Origin of the sequence: Asanoa sp. NPDC049573 (assembly GCF_040676615.1) — a bacterium.
Lineage (GTDB): Bacteria > Actinomycetota > Actinomycetes > Mycobacteriales > Micromonosporaceae > Asanoa.
Window position 1 is genome coordinate 75,912 of record NZ_JBFAPI010000007.1, and the last position, 17,560, is coordinate 93,471.

At 70.4% G+C, this 17,560-nt stretch carries 12 protein-coding genes; 4 read left to right on the top strand and 8 right to left on the bottom strand.

Translation table 11 applies throughout. The annotated features are described in order from the left end of the window. Nucleotides 1-77 precede the first annotated feature (77 nt). The 6 genes from AB0J74_RS17880 to AB0J74_RS17905 form a co-directional block, all read right to left on the bottom strand. Nucleotides 78-2,711 (bottom strand): glycosyl hydrolase, encoded by a 2,634-nt coding sequence (locus AB0J74_RS17880; protein ID WP_363449079.1) that lies wholly within the window; start codon nt 2,709-2,711, stop codon nt 78-80. 173 nt (nt 2,712-2,884) lie between these two features. Continuing rightward, nucleotides 2,885-3,364 (bottom strand): hypothetical protein, encoded by a 480-nt coding sequence (locus tag AB0J74_RS17885; RefSeq protein ID WP_363449081.1) that lies wholly within the window; start codon nt 3,362-3,364, stop codon nt 2,885-2,887. A 406-nt stretch (nt 3,365-3,770) separates the two neighbouring features. Further along, nucleotides 3,771-4,160: a membrane protein insertion efficiency factor YidD gene (gene yidD, locus AB0J74_RS17890; RefSeq protein WP_363449083.1), complete on the bottom strand. Its 390-nt coding sequence runs from the start codon at nt 4,158-4,160 to the stop codon at nt 3,771-3,773. 375 nt (nt 4,161-4,535) lie between these two features. Next, nucleotides 4,536-5,777, bottom strand: a complete 1,242-nt coding sequence (locus AB0J74_RS17895; protein WP_363449085.1) for an MFS transporter — start codon at nt 5,775-5,777, stop codon at nt 4,536-4,538. After that, a complete protein-coding gene (locus AB0J74_RS17900; RefSeq protein WP_363449087.1) occupies nt 5,774-6,013 on the bottom strand; it encodes a hypothetical protein in 240 nt (79 codons plus the stop codon). Before AB0J74_RS17900 ends, AB0J74_RS17895 begins: the two co-directional genes overlap by 4 nt. Nucleotides 6,014-6,026: 13 nt before the next feature. After that, on the bottom strand, nt 6,027-7,196 hold the full coding sequence (locus tag AB0J74_RS17905; RefSeq protein ID WP_363449089.1) for a YcaO-like family protein: 1,170 nt from the start codon (nt 7,194-7,196) through the stop codon (nt 6,027-6,029). A gap of 122 nt (nt 7,197-7,318) precedes the next feature. On the opposite strand from AB0J74_RS17905, the gene AB0J74_RS17910 reads away from it, so the two are divergent. Together AB0J74_RS17910 and AB0J74_RS17915 are read left to right on the top strand one after the other, a co-directional pair. After that, complete coding sequence (locus AB0J74_RS17910; RefSeq protein ID WP_363449091.1) at nt 7,319-9,394, top strand: alpha/beta fold hydrolase; 2,076 nt, start codon at nt 7,319-7,321, stop codon at nt 9,392-9,394. Between the two features lie 48 nt (nt 9,395-9,442). After that, nucleotides 9,443-11,029 (top strand): alpha/beta fold hydrolase, encoded by a 1,587-nt coding sequence (locus tag AB0J74_RS17915; protein WP_363449093.1) that lies wholly within the window; start codon nt 9,443-9,445, stop codon nt 11,027-11,029. 15 nt (nt 11,030-11,044) lie between these two features. Here AB0J74_RS17915 and AB0J74_RS17920 read toward each other — a convergent pair whose 3' ends face one another. Beyond that, nucleotides 11,045-11,677 carry a TetR/AcrR family transcriptional regulator gene (locus tag AB0J74_RS17920; RefSeq protein WP_363449095.1) on the bottom strand — a complete coding sequence of 211 codons (633 nt, stop codon included), beginning with the start codon at nt 11,675-11,677 and terminating at the stop codon, nt 11,045-11,047. 159 nt (nt 11,678-11,836) lie between these two features. Here AB0J74_RS17920 and AB0J74_RS17925 point away from each other — a divergent pair, with 159 nt between their 5' ends. Continuing rightward, on the top strand, nt 11,837-12,700 hold the full coding sequence (locus AB0J74_RS17925) for a shikimate dehydrogenase (RefSeq protein WP_363449097.1): 864 nt from the start codon (nt 11,837-11,839) through the stop codon (nt 12,698-12,700). Beyond that, nucleotides 12,687-15,389 (top strand): TIM barrel protein, encoded by a 2,703-nt coding sequence (locus AB0J74_RS17930; protein ID WP_363449099.1) that lies wholly within the window; start codon nt 12,687-12,689, stop codon nt 15,387-15,389. Before AB0J74_RS17925 ends, AB0J74_RS17930 begins: the two co-directional genes overlap by 14 nt. Before the next feature lie 46 nt (nt 15,390-15,435). Here AB0J74_RS17930 and AB0J74_RS17935 read toward each other — a convergent pair whose 3' ends face one another. Next, nucleotides 15,436-17,544, bottom strand: a complete 2,109-nt coding sequence (locus AB0J74_RS17935; protein WP_363449101.1) for a PQQ-binding-like beta-propeller repeat protein — start codon at nt 17,542-17,544, stop codon at nt 15,436-15,438. Between the last annotated feature and the right edge of the window lie 16 nt (nt 17,545-17,560).

The window sequence follows — 17,560 nt, forward strand, 5'->3', positions numbered from 1 at the left end:
TTGCCGAAGGTCGCGAGCCTCGCTGGGCAGGTGAGTCCGGCCGGGTCCCCGCAGGGACCCGGCCGGCCGTTCGATGGTCAGAGCTGACCTAGGTTGAACGCCCAGATGCCGCGGCCGTGGGTGGCCACGTAGACCGAGTTGTCGATCGGGTTGTATTCGACGTCCATGCCGACGGTCAGCGGCAGGCCGGCGCCGAGTCGCTGCCAGGTGGAGGCACCCGGCGCACGATAGAAGGTCGCCAGGTCGGTGGCGAGCACCAAAGCCCCGTTCGACAGCTCCTTGATCGAGCTGGCTGGCACGTCCGGCAGGTTCGCCGAGACATCCTTCCAGGTCGCGCCCGCGTCGCTGGTTTCGTAAACGTGACCGATCCCGGCGCCCGGGCCCTCCGTGAAGCGGCGGGAGAATCCGTTGATCGCCAGGAAGGCGTGCGACGGGTTGGCCGGGTCGATCCCGACGCCCTGCACGAACCGGTTCGGGAAGTCACCCGGCAGGGCGAGCTGGTGCCAGCTCGCCGGGTCGTTGACCTTGCCGACTGCGACGCCGCGGGCGAATCCGGCGTTGTTGCATGGCCCGCACCAGCCGACGTACGCCATGCCTCCGGAGACCGCGACCGACGTGGCGGTGCGGCCAGCGCCCAGGTCGAACGCGTTCGTCCAGCCCTTGCCATCCTTGATCGAGTATCCCTTGGTGTTGACCCAGACGTGCTGGCCACCAGCCACCCAGACGTTCGCGTCGTGGTCGTCGGGGGCGAACGGCGCGATGAACCTTGCCAACTCGTCGCCGGGTGCGCTGGTGTAGGGCTGGATGTCCCGCGACGTGGAGTCCGCCAGCGTGCCCGAACCGGTGTTGGCGTTGCAGTTTTCGGTCACCCGCATGGCCAGGTTGGTGTACTCCTGGACCTGCCGGCAGCCGTTGGCCGGGTCGGCCTGCGCGTCGCCACCGTCGCCGCCGAAGTGCGAGCCCATCACCGTGTCGCCGGCGCGCAGGATGGAAGTGCCGTTGTCCTGCAGACCGCCGGAGACGATGGTGCCGGCCTTCGCCGGGTCCTTGCCCAGCGCCACCGAGTAGTACTGGAGCGCGTCGATGGTGCCGTCGTTGAGGCTCTGCCAGTCGATGGCGTGGCCATCCTTGTCGGTCTTGCCGTTGATCGGCCGGCGGTAGAGGCCACCGTCGTTACCGACGTAGACGAACCCGTTGCCGACCGCGACCGAGTGCTGGTCGGAGTGGGTGGTCTTGTTGCAGGTGTTCTGCGCGTCGTGGATGTTCCAGCAGGCGAAGCTGAAGTTCCAGTACGGGCCGACGGTCTTCCAGTTGGCGCCGCCGTCGGTCGACTCGTAGACCTCCTCCAGGCCGGCCCACACGTGGTTGGGGTTGGCCGGGTCCACCGCGAGGAACTGGTTGTACCAGGCCTGGATGCCGGGGCCGTAGCCCTTGCCGCCGACAGCCTGCTTGAGCGCTGAGCCGGAGTTGCCCAGCTTCGACGAGTCCGCGATCTTGTTCCACGGGCCCGCCGGGTTGCCGCTGTTGGAGACGTAGATGCCGTCCAGGTAGCTGTTCACGTTGCCGGCGGGCTTGTTGAGCAGCCGCGGCGACTGGTTGATCGCGTACAGCTTGCCGCCGTCGGCGGAGAAGGCGAACGTCACGTAGCCGATGTCGTCGGCCGGCATGGCGCCAGTGGGGTTGACCTTCGTCCAGCCGCCCGCGGTGTAGTCGGCCGTCTCGTAGAAGCCGTTGTAGGTGTCGCCGGAGCGCCACGCCGAGGCGACCACGACGTGCTTCGGGTTGCGCGGCTCCTGGGCCACGTCGTTGACAATGTTCTTGTACGCGGCGTTGGCGTCGCCCGCGTTCGCGCCGCCCGGGAGGTAGCTCGGGTTCGGCGCGAACTCCAGCTTCCAGGCCCCTGAAGTGCTGCCCATCGGGTGCGAGAACAGGCCCCGGTTGGTGGCGACCCAGACCTTGCCGTCGAAGAATCGCAGCTTGTTGATGACGGTGCTTTCGAGCTCGGTACCGCCGACCCGGTCGGTCGACTTGAAGGCGCCGGTAGTCGGGTTGGCCAGCCGGTAGACGCCGGCGCCCACGTACGAGGTGCCGCCGGTGTTCCCCTCGCCTGTCGCGTACCAGAGCGATCCGTCGGCGGCGAGCACGACGTCGCCGCTGGACAGGGTGGGCAGCGCGTCCGTGATCGGCGTCCAGTTCCCGCCGCCGATCGAGGAACGCCACACGCCGCCGTCGGCGCCGGCCGCGTACACGTGGCCGCTGTTGTCCGACGCGAGCCCGGTGATCCGACCGGTGACCAGGCCCGCGCCGCCGGAGGAGTTGGACGCGTAGTCGCGGTAGCGGGGGTCGTCACCGTCGTACTTGATGTTGGTGACCTCGCGCCAGCTGCCGTTCGTGACGGGGAGCGCGTTGAGCTGGCTCAACGCGTTGGAGTACGCACCCGGCGAGACGATGCCCGGCGCGTATCGGGCCTGGGCGAACTGCTCGGCGATGGTACGGGCTTCGAAGGCCTCCTCACCGGCCTCGGCGGAGTCCTCCCCGGCCGCCATCTCCATGAACTCCCTGGGGTGCCAGGGCATGTTGGCGCCGGGTTCGTCGGCCAGGCCGAGAGCTTCCTGCACCTCGTGGTTGGTTACGGCGACGCCACCGAGCGCGGCGGTCAGCACGAGTGCGCCCGCGATTGTCGCCGGCTTACGCCAGCGGGATGTGGACATGCGAATCCTCCAGGATTCGAGGGGCCCGGGCGGGATGCGCTCGGGATCGGACACCAGGCGACGGTTGCCGTCATGGTGTATGCGAAGCGGACGAAGTCGTCGCTATTGGACAGTCGATGCCGCGCCCGTCACGACGACGGGTTGCTCAACCGTGACGAGCGGCGTGGAGAGGATCAGGCATAGGTCGGCGGGGCCCGCGTGGGCGGGGCGCCGCCCGGCGGCTGCGGTACGACCGGCTGCCGGTAGCGGGTCGCGGCGACGGCATGGTCGAGCGTGCCGTCCATGCCAACGGGCGCGGCCAGCAGGAGATCATCCGGTCCGTCGGTCGAAACGACGTCCGCGGGGTGGCCAACACGTTTTCCAGCGGAGAAATCCGTCCGCGGGTCCGACGAAGCGGCGGGGTGCACGAAGTGCGCGGCGACGGCCCGGGGATTGCCAGAGGGCGGGTGCGGACGGTCCGATGTGGTGGCCGGAGCGTCGACGGGGCGTCCAGTCGCAGGAAGAACAGACGGCGCCTCATGATCGATCAACCGGTGGGCGGCGGCGACCACCGCGCCCGACTCACTGATCGCCCCGCAGGCGGGCGCACCCAGACCGACCAGGACGAATGCCAACGCGGCGGCGACGGCCGTCAGCCGGTCGAGCACACGCATAGGCAGGCCTGTCGGTGCGAGGGGGATCTGCTCGGGCTGACGCCACGAGCACCGCGGGCGGAGCCACGCTAGCAACAACACTTGCAGGCGGGCAATGGGATGATGGTCGTACCTTCGAGTTCCGCGCCTCTGCCGGTTGGGCTACCTCGGCATCCGTTCGGATCGAGCGGGTTCCGTGCCGCGCGGTTCCGAGCCGTTCCGCGACCAGCTTCTCCGCCCGGCGTCGTCGGCGTCGAACAGGCAGGACCATTGGCGAGACGATGGACCGCGTGACCGAACGCATGCCCGGATCGTCCAGGCTGTCAGCAACCGGCATAAGCAGACGAACCGGTGCGCGCCGTTGCCGTGACGCGCGACCTCCCCACAGCCGCAGCGGTGCCCGACGACGGTTGATGTTGGCGAGCGATCACCGCGTTCCCGGAAGCAGCGGTACCGGGTCGGCTGTGCCAAACGCGACGGAGGCCCTGCATCGGGTCAACCGGCGGTAGGTCATGCGCCAGCCCTTGAGAACGCCGTGCCCCTCGATGGCTATCAATCCATAGGTGCTGCAGGTTGGCACGAAACGACATCTGGCCGGGGTCCGAGCGGAGATCCGCAGCTGATACCCCTTGATCATGCCGATAGCCAGACTGGCCAACGCGCTTCCTGACCGCCACCGACCCCGTGGCGCACTGGCGACCAGTCCCGCGACGGCCCTGATGATCACCTCAGGCAGGTGCAGCCACAGACCAAGATCCGTCTTGCCGTCGCTGCATGCATAGCAGCATGCGCCGCACGGCGGTTCTGCGACTGGCATGCCTCACCTTCGATCGGGCGGCTAGAAGATCACACGCGACGAACACTCCGTCAAGACCTTGCCATGCGGCAGGGCAACAACCGCAAAGGGCTCAGGAACGTCGCGGGTTACGCGCCGCGCTAGCCGGACTTACCAGCGGGCGCGCTGCTGTCCGGATCATCCGCGATCCTACGAAGTTCGGGCTCCAGGCTCGTCACGGTGTCACGAAGGGCGGCTTTGACGCTGCGGGTTCGGCCGTCAGCGTCGGCTGTTCGCAGTCAGGGGCGTGCCACCCGGCTGGCCGGGCGTCCGGATCGTCGAGCCAGTTCAGCCCGTCGGGAACGTCCGTCCGCATCCCGGTGGACGCGAGCCCGGTCCGCCTGACGTAGCCAGGATTCAGTCGACCGCGAGCCGCAGGCCGCGGACGGGTGAGGCGTAGACCAGCACGATGCTGACCGCGGCCGGCACCGCCAGCAGCAGGTAGGCCACCCTGACCCCGTAAGCGTCGGCGCCGAGGCCGCCCAGCAGGGCGCCGAACGGCGTGCCGCCCCAGGCCAGCATGCGGCCCGTGGTGTTGACCCGGCCCTGCAACTCGTCTGGGGTTAGCAACTGCCGCACCGTGATGCCGTTGGCGTTCACCGCCAGCCGGGCCACCGACCAGATCAACCACCCGCCCACCGCCACGATGAACGTCGACGCGCCCGCCAGGCCGGCACAGGCGGCGACGAAGACGACGAGACCGCCCAGCGAGACCATGCCCTGCCCCGCCCACCGGCTGACCCGCGGCAGGAGTACGGCGGCGACCAGCGAGCCGACCGCGCCGGCCGTGTAGAGCAGGCCCAGCCGCTTGTCCAACGGACCGACGCCGAGTGCCCGGTCGGCGTGCACGACGAGCAGGCCCAGCACGCCGCCGACCGCGACGTTGAGACCGAAGCCGGCGGCCGTCAGGGTGCGCAGGACCGGCGTACGCCATAGGTAGCGAAGTCCTTCGGCGATCTCGGCGGAGAGCCGGCGAGCGACGGTCGGGCCGGTGTCGAGCGGGGTGCGGATTCCGGCGAGCAGCGCGGCCGACAACAGATAGGTGGCGGCATCCGCCGCGAGCACCAGGCTCGGGTCGGCCAGCGCGGCCAGCAGGCCGGCGGCGGCCGGCGCGGCGATCTCCAGGACGATCTCGGTGGTCCAGATGACGCTGTTGGCCCGGGTGACCCGCGGCCGGCCGACCAGGCGGACGAACGCGCCCCAGGCCGCGGCGTCGAACCAGCAGAAACCGCAACCCACACCGAAGGCGACGACGAGTACGTGCCAGGCCGACAGCGCGTCCAACCAGGCGGCGAGCGGGACGGTGGCCAGCAGCAGGGCGCAGCAGAGGTCGGCGGCGATCATCATGCGCTTGCGGCGCAGGCGGTCGGCGGCGGCGCCGGCGAACAGGCCGAACATCAGGTAGGGCAGGGCTTCCAGGCCGACCACCGCCGCGGTCAGCGCCGGCGACGCGCTCGTGCGGTAGACGAGCAGGGGCAGGGCTACCGCGCTCGCGGCCGTGCCGGCGACGGAGATGGAGCGGGCGAGATACCAGCGGGAGAAGTCGCGGTCGAACAGCCGGCGCCCCTCGACGCCGGCTGTCTCGATGGTTCGGGTCACGGCCTGAGCGCCGCGAGGTGGCGCTCGTCGATGCCGGTGAGGGACAGGTGCAGGTCGGCCGCCAGGTCGTCGCCGACCGGGTGGTAGCACATGTTGACGTTGTCGCTCGGGTGGTGGCAGAGGTTCACGTTGGCGTCGCCGGGGTGGAAGCACGGCGAGACGGAACCGCCGCGCAGGTGCTGCTCGTCGGCCGGGTGGAAGCAGAAACCGGCCTCGCCGCCGTTGGTGGTGGACATGTCGCTCCTTAGCTCAGGGTGTTCGGGACACGTGCGCAGTCGGCCAGAGATGCCATCCCCTTCCGGTCGGTATGACGGGTACGCCGTGCCGGACCAGGCTGAAGCGCTCCAGCCCCGGCGCGATCGTGGTGGCCACGGAGATCAGCGAGCCGACCGGCGCGACCTCGCACACGTGGAAGTCGATGCCGTGCCGGGCCAACGCGTGCCGGACCTGGTCGAGCCCCCAGCGCGGGCTCCCGTCGCCGGCGGGGTCGGCGCGCGGCGGCACCGCCCGCAACCGCAGGTCGTGAACGGGCAGGTCGGCGCAGCGTCGCAGAGCGGGCCATGCCGCGAGCCGGGCGACCGCCCGCGTGTCCGCCGACGAGGGCAGCGCGCACATCTGGATCAGTTCGTCGAGGGCGCGGGCCGCGGCGTCGCTGGCCCAGACGGAGGCGCCGGCACCGAACCCGCCCGCCGAACTCACCGCGAGGTAGACCGGGATCGCCAGGTCGGTTGTGACGTCCAGCAGGTGGACGGGCGCGCCGGCGGCGACGGCGGCCCGATCGTGCAGCGCCCGCAGGGCGGGCGGCAGGTCCGCAGGAGGCACGACGTCGGCATCGGGTACGCCGGCCACGTACCACCGCAGCAGCGCCTGCCCCACGCCGTCGTGCTCGACGAGTTCGCAGATGCCGTGATAGACGGCCTCGTCCGGATCGCTGCCCGCCGCCGTGCCCAGGCTCGACGAGTAGCGCAGCAGGCTCCGGTAGGGCGACACGTCGTCGCCCGGCGCCGGCCAGCGGTAGTAGCGCGGATCGGCGAGGAACGTCGGATAGCGGACGCCGCCGTAGGAGGCGCAGGCCGCCACGGCGGAAGGGAACTCCGCCGCCCACCGCTGCACGACGCGATCCGCGGCCAGCGCGGGCTGCCCGGCCACGTCGGCCGCCGGCAGCAGCGTCTGCGCACCCCAGCGCCGGTTCTCGTGCGCCGACATGAGGTAACGCTCGAGCGCCTCGAAGTGGGCGCTGGCCGTACCCTGTGCGCCCGGCCCTTTGCCCGCCCCGGTCGCGATCGGCGAGCCGTCCCGCAGCAGCGTCACCCGCATGATCCCGCCGAACACCTCGGCGTGCGCCACGAGGCCGAGCCGGTCGATCTCGGCCGACGCGGTGACGACCGCACGCGCTGCGGGCACCGATCGAAACGGCACGGTTTCCCCTTCAACGGCGGGGATTCGCTGGTCGACCGTGGACAGTGTCAGCGTCGATCCGCACTGTCAAGGGGCGGGTAAGGAAGTCGTCGGAACCCGTGGGCCGGTGATAGAAAGGCCCGATGAGCGCCGAACCCACCAACCCGTTCGCTGACCTCGATGCCTTCGTCCGGTTGCCACGGGTGGGCGGTTTGTGGCTGTCGCCCGACGGTCGCCGGGTGGTCGTCGGCGTCGCGACCCCCGACCGCAAGAACGCTCGCTACAGCACGGCGTTGTGGGAGGTCGACCCCGAGGGCCGGCGGCCGGCGCGGCGGCTGACCCGCAGTGCCAAGGGTGAGGCGGCGGCAGCGTTCACGCCCGGCGGCGACCTGCTCTTCACCTCGGCCCGGCCCGATCCGGACGGCGACGACGAGGAGGACCCGCGGTCGGCGCTGTGGCTGCAACCGGCCGGCGGTGGCGACGCCCGGGTGATCGCCAACCCGCCCGGCGGCGTGCGGGGCGTGGTCGTCAGCGAAACCGGCACCCTGGTGCTCGGTTCGGCGCTGCTGCCCTCCTCGGCCGACCCGGCCGCCGATCGGGAGGCCCGCAAGCACCGCAAGGACACCGGAACCGCGGCGATCCTGCACGAGGAATACCCGATCCGCTTCTGGGACCACGACCTGGGCCCCGACCGTCCGCGCCTGCTGGCCGCCGAACTCGCACATGGCGACGACCTCGAGCCGCGCGACATCACCGGCCACGCCGGCCGGGCGCTCGACGGAGACCCCGACTGGGAGGTCACCCCCGACGGCCGCACGGTGGTCACCTCGTGGGCGATCGCCGAACCGGCCGGTTCGAGCCGGGCGATCGTGGTCGCGATCGACGTAGCGACGGGGGAGCGCCGGGTGCTCGCCGACGACGCCGACCACGACTACCACTCGCCACGGATCTCGCCCGACGGCGCCCGCGTGGCGATCGTCGCCAGCCGCCGCTCCTCCCTCGACGACCCCGGCGACACCTGGCTGGCTCTCGTCCCGCTCGCTGGCGGCCCGATCCGCGCGCTGACCGCCGGCTGGGACCGCCGGCCGGGCGGTGCCCGGTGGACGCCCGACGGCGGCGCCCTGATCGTGACCGCCGACGACCACGGCCGCGGCCCGCTGTGGCGGGTCGACAGCACGACCGGCGACGTCGCCCGGCTGACCGCCGACCACGGCGCCTACACCGACATCCGGGTGTCTCCCGACGGCCGCTGGGTCTACGCCCTGCGCAGCGCCATCGACAGCCCGCCGGCACCGGTCCGGCTCGCCCTGGCGGGCCCACACGAGGTCGAAGGCCTGCGCGGCCCGGCCGACGCCGAAGGCCTGCGCGGCCCGGCCGAGGTCGAACGCCTGCGCGGCCCGGCCGAGGAGATCGCCCTGCCCGGCCGCCTGGAAGAGGTCACCGCGACCGCCGCCGACGGCACGCCACTGCGGGCCTGGCTGGCCCTGCCCGACGACCAGGGCGCACCGGCCCCGCTGCTGCTCTGGATCCATGGCGGCCCGGTGAGTTCCTGGAACTCGTGGACCTGGCGGTGGAACGCCTGGATCGCGGTGGCGCACGGCTACGCGGTGCTGCTGCCCGACCCGGCGCTGTCCAGCGGCTACGGCTACGAGTTCATCAAGCGCGGCTGGGGAGCCTGGTGCGACACCCCCTACACCGACCTGATGACGCTCACCGACGCGGTCGAGGCCCGCGACGACATCGACGCGACGCGTACCGCGGCGATGGGTGGCTCGTTCGGCGGCTACATGGCCAACTGGATCGCCGGCCACACCGACCGTTTCGCCGCGATCGTCACGCACGCCTCGTTGTGGGCGCTCGACCAGATGCTGACCACCACCGACATGGCGTTCTACTGGGCCCGCGAGTTTACCGACAAGAACCTGGAAGCCAATTCGCCGCACCACGCCGCCGGCGCCATCACGACCCCGATGCTGGTGATCCACGGCGACAAGGACTACCGCGTGCCGATCGGCGAGGCCCTGCGCCTGTGGTGGGACCTGCTGTCGCGCTCGACGGCCGACGACGGCTCGACACCGCACAAGTTCCTGTATTTCCCCGACGAGAACCACTGGATCCTCAAGCCCGGAAACGCCAAGGTCTGGTACGCAACCGTCCTGGCCTTCCTGGCCCACCACATCAAGGGCGAGCAGTGGCAACGCCCGGAACTGCTGGGCTGAGGTCCGCTACTCATGACCGTCGTGGGTCGGCTGCAGTAGAAACAGGGCATGCCCGATCTCGTCATCCTCGTCCATGGCACGTTCGCGACGAGCGATGACGAGGCGGGCGAGGCCTGGTGGCAGCGGGGGAGTCAGACCTGGGAGTGGCTGGCGGCGCACCTGCCGCCAGACGTCGTGCTTCTCGACGACTCGATCCGTCTGTTCACCTGGGACGGCGACAACAGCCAGATCAGCCGGCTGCACGCGGCCAACCGGCTGCTGGCCTTCCTGCTCGAACTCGAGCGGCAGGGCCACACCTATCACCTGGTCGGCCACAGCCACGGTGGCTCCGTCATCTGGGAGGCCCTGGTCAGTGCCGAGGTCACCCGCGGCGAGCAGGTGGTCTACGCCGAACTGCGGCGGGCGCTCAACGATCCGACGATCCGGCTGGGCGACGAGCCGCTCATCCGCGAACGCCCCGACGAGCATGCCCCGGGGTTCGTCAAATACAAGACCCGGCACATCCCACGGGCACGGGAGTACGCCGCGGTCCGCGCGGAGGTTCAGCTGCGTGGCCTACGGAGCTGGACGACGGTCGGCACACCGTTCATGCGTTTCCTGCCGACCCGGCGGGCGTTCGTCACCGGCTGGCGCAGCCGCGGCCTGTGTCTGGGCGAGCACCCGGGCCGCCAAGGGCTCACCGACCTGCTCCTGGCCGCGTCGGTGACGCTGCCGATCTTCTACCTCGCCGTGGTGGTCGTCGCCAGCTCCACCGGCGCCCGCTGGCCGCAGGTCGTCGCACACAGCAGCGTGGCCAACGCGCTCGCCCTGCCCATTCTCCTGTGGTGGTTGGTGGCGATCTGGGTGACGGGCAACCGTCGACACGCGGAATCGCTGTTGGTCCGGGAACGGGCCGGTCTTCTGGCGGCACACCGGTTCGCCGGCCGCTGGCTCGGACTGTGGTCGCCGGCCGACGAAGCGATCAACGCCCTCTCGGCGTCGGTGGCACACCCGGTCGCCTACGAGTCCCTGCACGAGCCCGTCGCCCGCCGGGTCCGGCAACCGGTCCCCGCCCTTCCGGTGCCGTTCCCACTGCCGAGGTTGCGGCTCCCGGTGGCGGTCGGCGCCACGCACCTGCTACCGGAACTGCCGACGGTCAACCCGACGCGCCTGACCTGGCCCGCCGTCGCGGCGGCCAACCGCTGGCTCGAACCGCTCTGGCGCCGCGCCGTCGCCCGGGCGCTGACCCGCGCCGCGCAGGGCGCCGACCTGCCGCACGCGGTGGCAGCCTATGTGTCGCCGTGGCCGTTGCCGCTCGCCGGCGCCCGGGCCAGGGCGGGCCTTCCCGACGCCAGCATCATCCGGTTGGACCGGATCGTCGCCGGCCACAACGCGACCGTCGGGCCGAAAGCCCGAGAGCTCCTGCTGATCGCGGCGCTGGAAGGACCGCCGAGCGAAGGCTTCACGGTGGGGCCGGCCGGGCTGATCCACACCGTCTACTTCGCCGACGAGGGAGTCCGCGAGCTGATCGTGCGCCACATCCGGCGAAGCCGCGGGCACCCGGAACCCGACGACGCACTGTCGGCCTGGTTGACGGCATATCAATGCGCGGTCCACGGCAGCCTGACCCAGTTCACGCAGAGCTCAAGATCGTGATCGGACAACGTCTCACTATCGCGCGGCGAGGTAGTCGACGACGATGTCGCCGAGCATGGTGCGGTAGTGGTCCCGGCGCGTCGGGTCGAGCATGTCGCGGTCGAAGATGGCCCGGAACGTGTGGCGGTTGGCAGTGCGGAAGACGCAGAACGAGCTGATCAGCATGTGTACGTCGATCGGGTCGACGCCGGCGCGGAAGATGCCCTCGGTGCGGCCGCGGTCGAGGATCCGGCTCAGCACTTCGAGGGCCGGATTCGCCAGCCCAGCCAGGATTCCCGAGCGTACGAGGTGTTCGGCCCGGTGGATGTTCTCGATGCTGACCAGCCTGATGAAGTCCGGATGCGACTCGTGGTGGTCGAAGGTCAGTTCGGCTAGCCGCCGCACGGCGACATCTGGGCGGAGGTGCTCGACATCCACTTCTTGTTCGAGCGCCCGGATGCCGACGTACGCCCGCTCAAGCACGGCGATGTAGAGCTGCTCCTTGCCGCTGAAGTAGTAGTAGATCATCCTCTTCGTCGTACGCGTCCGGGCGGCGATCTCGTCGACTCGGGCGCCGTCGTAGCCCTTGTCGGCGAACTCGTGCGTGGCGACCGCAAGGATCTCGTTTCTGGTGCGCTCGGCATCGCGTGTTGCCTGACTCGCGACCACGACTTCAGAGCTTGGCACTGCCACCCCCACACGTCGACTGCCACTGTAAGACCACCGGCCTCTTCCCACGCGGCGGCCGCTCGGCGTATAAGTAACTATCTAGTACGTCCATAGATCGACGTGGGGAGGGACCCTGTGCCCCCATCCCAGGACCGCCGGGTGCTTGTCGGCCTCATCGGTTCCGGCATCGGAACGTCACTGACGCCCGCGCTACACGAACGGGAAGCGGACCTGCTCGGCATGCGCTGCCTCTACCGGCTCCTCGACCTCGACCAACTCGACGCCGAGCCTGGCGAAGTCGTGGCTGCCGCACGCTTGGCCGGCTATGACGGGCTCAACATCACGCACCCCGCCAAGACGGTCGTGCTGGAATGCCTCGACGACCTCTCGCCGGACGCAGCCGCCCTCGGAGCGGTCAACACGGTCGTCTTTTCCGGGGGCAGGGCGACCGGTCATAACACCGACCTGACCGGGTTCGCGCGCGGCTTCAGGCTAGGCCTGCCGGACGCACCCCTCGGCCGGGTCGTCCTTGTCGGTGCGGGCGGCGCCGGTGTGGCCGTAGCGCAGGCACTGGCGTCGCTCGGCACCGAACGCCTGTGGGTCGTGGACGTGGACCCTGACCGCAGCGCCAACGTGGCCGAGGGCGTCACGAAGCGCTTCGGCGCCGGCCGGGCCTCGGCTGTGCCGCTGTCGGATCTCGAGGTCGCACTCGCCGACGCGGACGGGTTGGTCCACGCGACGCCGACCGGGATGTCCGGCCATCCGGGGCTCCCAGTGCCCGCTGAATGCCTCCGGCCCGACCTGTGGGTGGCGGACATCGTCTACCGGCCGCTGGAGACGGAACTGGTTCGGCGGGCCCATGCGAACGGCTGCCGGGTGCTCGACGGCGGCCGAATGGCGGTCTTCCAGGCCGTCGACGCCTTTCGCCTGTTCACCGGCGTCGAGCCCGACGCCGGTCGGATGCTGCTGCATTTCGACGAGTTGTGCCGCCGAGACGAGGAGCGTTCCCATGCCTACCGTTGAGACCAGACTGGGGATCGCGTCCGTGTGCCTGTCTGGAACGCTCGAGGACAAACTCGCGGCGGCCGCCGCGGCGCGGTTCCACAGTGTCGAGATCTTCGCGAACGACCTGATCGCCTCGTCCTGGTCCCCGAGCCGGGTGCGGCAGGAATGCGCCCGCCGTGGTCTTTCGATCGATCTCTACCAGCCGTTCCGGGATGTCGAGGCGGTCCCGCCGGACGTCTTCGCCGCTACGCTGCGCCGCGCGGAACGCGCCTTCGACGTCGTGGAGGGACTAGGTGCGACGACACTGCTGGTCTGTTCGTCGCTGTCACCGGACGCCGTCGACGACGACGACCTGGCGGCCGAACAACTCCACCTGCTCGCGTCGCGGGCCGAGCGGCGCGGCCTACGGATCGCCTACGAGCCGCTGGCGTGGGGGCGGTTCGTGAACACCTACGCGCACGCCTGGCGGATCGTGCGCCGGGCCGACCACCCGGCCCTCGGACTCTGCCTGGACAGCTTCCACGTGTGCTCGCGCGGCGAGGATCCCGCCGGGATCCGTGTCATCCCGGGCGCCAAGGTTTTCCACGTGCAGCTGGCCGATGCCCCCCGGTTGGCCATGGACGTGGTGGAGTGGAGTCGACACCACCGGCTGTTTCCCGGCTTGGGCTCGTTCGACCTGGCGGGCTTCCTGAGTCATGTGCTCAGCACCGGTTATGCGGGCCCGCTTTCACTGGAGGTCTTCAACGACGTCTATCGGCAGGCGGATCCACGCGAGGCCGCCATCGACGGCATGCGGTCACTGCTCGCGCTGCGGGAGACCGTGGGTGAGACGGGCGTGCTCCCGCCCGCGCCCGCACTGGGCGGTCACGCCTTCACCGAACTGGCCGTGGACGACATCTCCGGGCCTCGCGTCGCTCGGACGCTGACCGCGCTCGGTTTTGTCCATGATGGACAGCACCGATCGAAGCCGGTGCAGCTGTGGACGCAAGGCGCCGCGCGGATCCTGCTGAATTTCGCCGCACAGCGCACCGTGTCACCGGGCACGGCGACGATCTGCGCGCTCGGCGTCGACAGCGCCGATCCGGCCGGCTCGGCGCTGCGGGCGGAACGTCTGCTCGCCCCGGTCCTCCCCCGGCTGTTCGACGAGCCGGAAGCTGACCTCGCCTCCGTGGCCGCACCGGACGGGACCGCCGTCTTCCTGGTGCGGACTGGCAACGGAGGCGACACCTGGCTCGACGACTTTCTGCCGACGGGCACGACGCCGCTTGCCGACCCATTGGTCACCGGAACCGACCACATGTCGCTGACCGAGTCCGTCGATGACTTCGACGAGGCCGCCCTGTTCTACCGCACCGTTCTGGGGCTGCGGCCCGGCGAGACCACCGAGATCCCCGCGCCCTTCGGGCTGATCCGCACCCGGGCGGCCGCCGACCCGGGCGACCGCGTGCGAATCACGCTCAACACCGCCCCGCTGCGTCGAGGCGATTGGGCACCGGCCATTCCGAGCCCCCAACACGTCGCCTTCGGCACCGACGACGCGATCGCGAGCGCACGAGCGATGCGTGCCCTCGGAGCGCCGATCCTGCGGATCTCAGAGAACTACTACGCCGACCTCGACGCCCGAGAGGCGCTCGATCCCGAGTTTCTCGCCGCGTTGCGAGAGAATTCGATCTTCTACGACCGCGACGAGCACGGCGCGTATCTGCACTTCTATACCGAGATCCTCGGCTCCCGGCTCTTCTTCGCGGTGGTGCAGAGGATCGGTCGATATGCCGGCTACGGGGACCCAACCAGCGTTCCGGTCCGGATGGCGGCTCACCGGGCCTGTCGCCTCGTCACCCTCCGTGAGCCGGCGCCGGCGGCCGGCTCGACGGACGACACGATACGACACGACTACTCGTTGGCCCACCTGACCGCGTTGAGCCTCTCGCCGCCGGAACTTGTCGACGCCGCGGCCGACGGCGGCTACCGCTACGTCGGTCTCCGGCTGACCCGGGTCACCGCTCAGGAACCGCACTATCCGCTAGCCACCGACCCGGCGCTGATGCGGACCACGAAGATCCGGCTGGCCGCGACCGGGGTCGAGGTCCTGGACGTCGAACTGGCCCGGATCGGCCCCGATCAGCACCCTCGGGACTTCGTCCGCTTCCTCGAAGCCGGCGCCGACCTCGGTGCTCGCCACGTCATCACGCAACTCCCGGATCCCGACCGGGCCCGGAAGATCGACCGGTTCGCGGAGCTCTGCGAGCTGGCCCGACCGCTGGGTCTGACCGTCGACCTCGAGTTCCCGTCCTGGACTGAGACTCCGGACCTGAGGGAGGCGGTCCGCGTGGTCCGGGCCGCTGACCAGTCCAACGCGGGGATCCTGATCGACCTGTTGCACTTCGCGCGTTCCGGATCGAGTGTGGCGGACCTCCGGCAACTGCCGGCCCATTGGTTCCACTTCGTCCATGTCTGCGACGCGCCGCCCGGCGTTCCCCCGACAAACGAGGGCCTGATCCACACGGCCCGGTTCGAGCGGCTGTGGCCGGGGGAGGGCGGCATTGACGTCCACGGCATCCTCAGCGCATTGCCGCCCGGGCTGCCCTATGCGCTGGAGATCCCCCGGGCGACGCTGGTGGCCCAGGTGGGCGCGAAGGAACACGCCCGCATGTCGATCGCCGCGACCCGCGACCACCTCGAAGCTGCCGTGGCCGCACTGGGATAGCGCGTGCCGCCGGCCTGGGAGAGGTCCCATGCCGGCGGCCGACGCGCTAGAAGACCTCGACCTTTCCCGTGGAACGCGGGCTCGCCGGGTCGTTGAAGAAATACTCGCCGGCCCGGTCGAAGCGGTACGTGAACGACTCACCGGGGGCCAGTCGGACGTCGAACAGACCCTCGAAGAACTGCGTCACGCCGCGCGCACCCGTGTTGCCTGGGTGATTGGTGAACGTGACCGTGGTGCCAACCGGCACCCGCAGATGCGTGGGAGCCATCCCGTTGACACCGAACGACTCGGTCGCGCCGATCGCGCCCGTGCTCGCGTTGTAGGTCCGGCCGATGACCACCGTGTCGGCGACCGCGCTGCCGGCGACCGGGCCACCTGAGACCGGGCGTCGGATCACCGGAGGCGGTGGGATCGGCGCGGGTCCGAGGTCGCCGCCGATCTCGAACGCCCACAATGCGTCGCCGCGCGGCGCCGAGTCGCCGTACGGGATGCTCGTGCCGCCCGCGTACACGGCGAGGTACTCCTTGCCGCCCACCCGGTACATGATCGGGCTGGAGCTGATGGCGGCGCCGGTCTGGAATCGCCACAACTCGCGCCCGTTGCGGGCGTCCATGCCGAGCAGATTTCCATCGGGCTGGCCGATGAACATCAGGTCGCTGGCGGTGGTGAGGATGCCGTTGCCGTGGGCCAACGAGTACGGCATGCGCCGTTTCCACGCCACCTGATTGGTGCTGACGTCGACGGCCACGATGCCACCCGTCTGGTATTCGCCCGGTGGCCGCAGGCCGTTGCTGCTCTCGGTGAGCGAGTGCGCCGCGGCCACGTACCCGTACCCCGTGTAAACCAGGCCCGTGCGGTGGCTGAACGACAGATGGGACCAGTCGCTTCCGCCGCCGTGGCCGGGGATGGTCAGGATCGGAGTGTCCCAATGGGGGTCGTAGAGGCTGCCCTGAACGTAGTTGGGCACGGCGCGGTTCGGGTCGCCCGGCACGGAGGTGCCCAGCGGCTGGTCGACCACTCGCTGCTCGGTCCAGCCGCCCTGCACCGGGAATGGCTGGGTCGGCCACGTCTTCTGGCGCGGCTCCTGCGGCACGGGACGCTCGACGACGCCGAGCGGAGCGGTACCGTCGGTGCGGTCGAGGATGAAGAACATGCCCGACTTGCTGCCGTAGACGACGACCTTACGCAGCCGTCCACGGATCCGGACGTCCGCGAGCACCGGCGACATGACGTTGTCCATGTCCCAGATGTCGTGGTGGATGGACTGGAAATGCCAGCGGTACGCGCCGGTCCGCAGGTCGAGCGCGACAAGGGAGTTGGCGAACAGGTTCTGGCCACCGCGGGCAGAGCCGTCCTGGGACGAGTTGTTTCCGCGGGCGTTGCCGAACGTCCAGTACGTCAGCCCGAGTTCCGGGTCGACGGCCGGATGGATCCAGGGCGTCGCGCCGCCATCCATCCACGAGTCGCCCTCCCAGGTGTCGTTGCCGAGTTCACCGGGCTCGGGCGTCCCCCAGAAGTGCCAGAGGACAGAGCCGTCGCGGGCGTCGAGCGCGATCGCGGCGCCACGCGGGCCGTCGTTGGTGCCGCAGAACAGCAGCCCGTCGTGGTAGACGACGGCGACCTTCTCGATGTTGCCGAAGCCGTTGACCTGACGCTCCCAGGCGACCTGGCCGGTCCGCTGGTCGAGTGCGACGACGTAGTTCTCGTTGGACTTGGTGAACACATAGCCGCCACCGACGGCCACGCCTCGCCGGGTCAGGGAGCCGCGCGTCTGGTCGTACCGCCATTTCGTCGCGCCGGTGACCCCGTCGACGGCGATGACGTTGCCCAGCGCGGATTCGATGTAGAGCACGCCGTCGACGGCGACCGCCGTGCTCTGGCTGTTGCCGCTGGCCAGCCCGCCCTCGATGTGGTTGACCCAGGCGCCGCGCAGGCGCCGCACGTTGCCCCGGTCGATCCGCCGAAGAGCGGTGTAGTTCTGGTTGCCGAGATTGCCCCCCACCTTGGGGAAGTCGCGATCGCCGGGAGTGTCGAAGCGGGCGAGGTCGGCGGCGCTGGGGCCGCGCCCGCCGCCGGCCAGCGCCGGCCCGACGGCCGCCGCGGCGGCGGTTGCGGCAGCGCCCTTGAGGAGGTTCCTCCGATCGATGTGTGCCACGGTCACCTCTTTCTAG

Bases quoted from the DNA above. Each gene is read 5' to 3' on its own strand.
- AB0J74_RS17880 (WP_363449079.1), bottom strand. From the start codon at position 2,711: ATGTCCACATCCCGCTGGCGTAAGCCGGCGACAATCGCGGGCGCACTC.
- AB0J74_RS17885 (WP_363449081.1), bottom strand. From the start codon at position 3,364: ATGCGTGTGCTCGACCGGCTGACGGCCGTCGCCGCCGCGTTGGCATTC.
- yidD (WP_363449083.1), bottom strand. From the start codon at position 4,160: ATGCCAGTCGCAGAACCGCCGTGCGGCGCATGCTGCTATGCATGCAGC.
- AB0J74_RS17900 (WP_363449087.1), bottom strand. From the start codon at position 6,013: ATGTCCACCACCAACGGCGGCGAGGCCGGTTTCTGCTTCCACCCGGCC.
- AB0J74_RS17910 (WP_363449091.1), top strand. From the start codon at position 7,319: ATGAGCGCCGAACCCACCAACCCGTTCGCTGACCTCGATGCCTTCGTC.
- AB0J74_RS17915 (WP_363449093.1), top strand. From the start codon at position 9,443: ATGCCCGATCTCGTCATCCTCGTCCATGGCACGTTCGCGACGAGCGAT.
- AB0J74_RS17930 (WP_363449099.1), top strand. From the start codon at position 12,687: ATGCCTACCGTTGAGACCAGACTGGGGATCGCGTCCGTGTGCCTGTCT.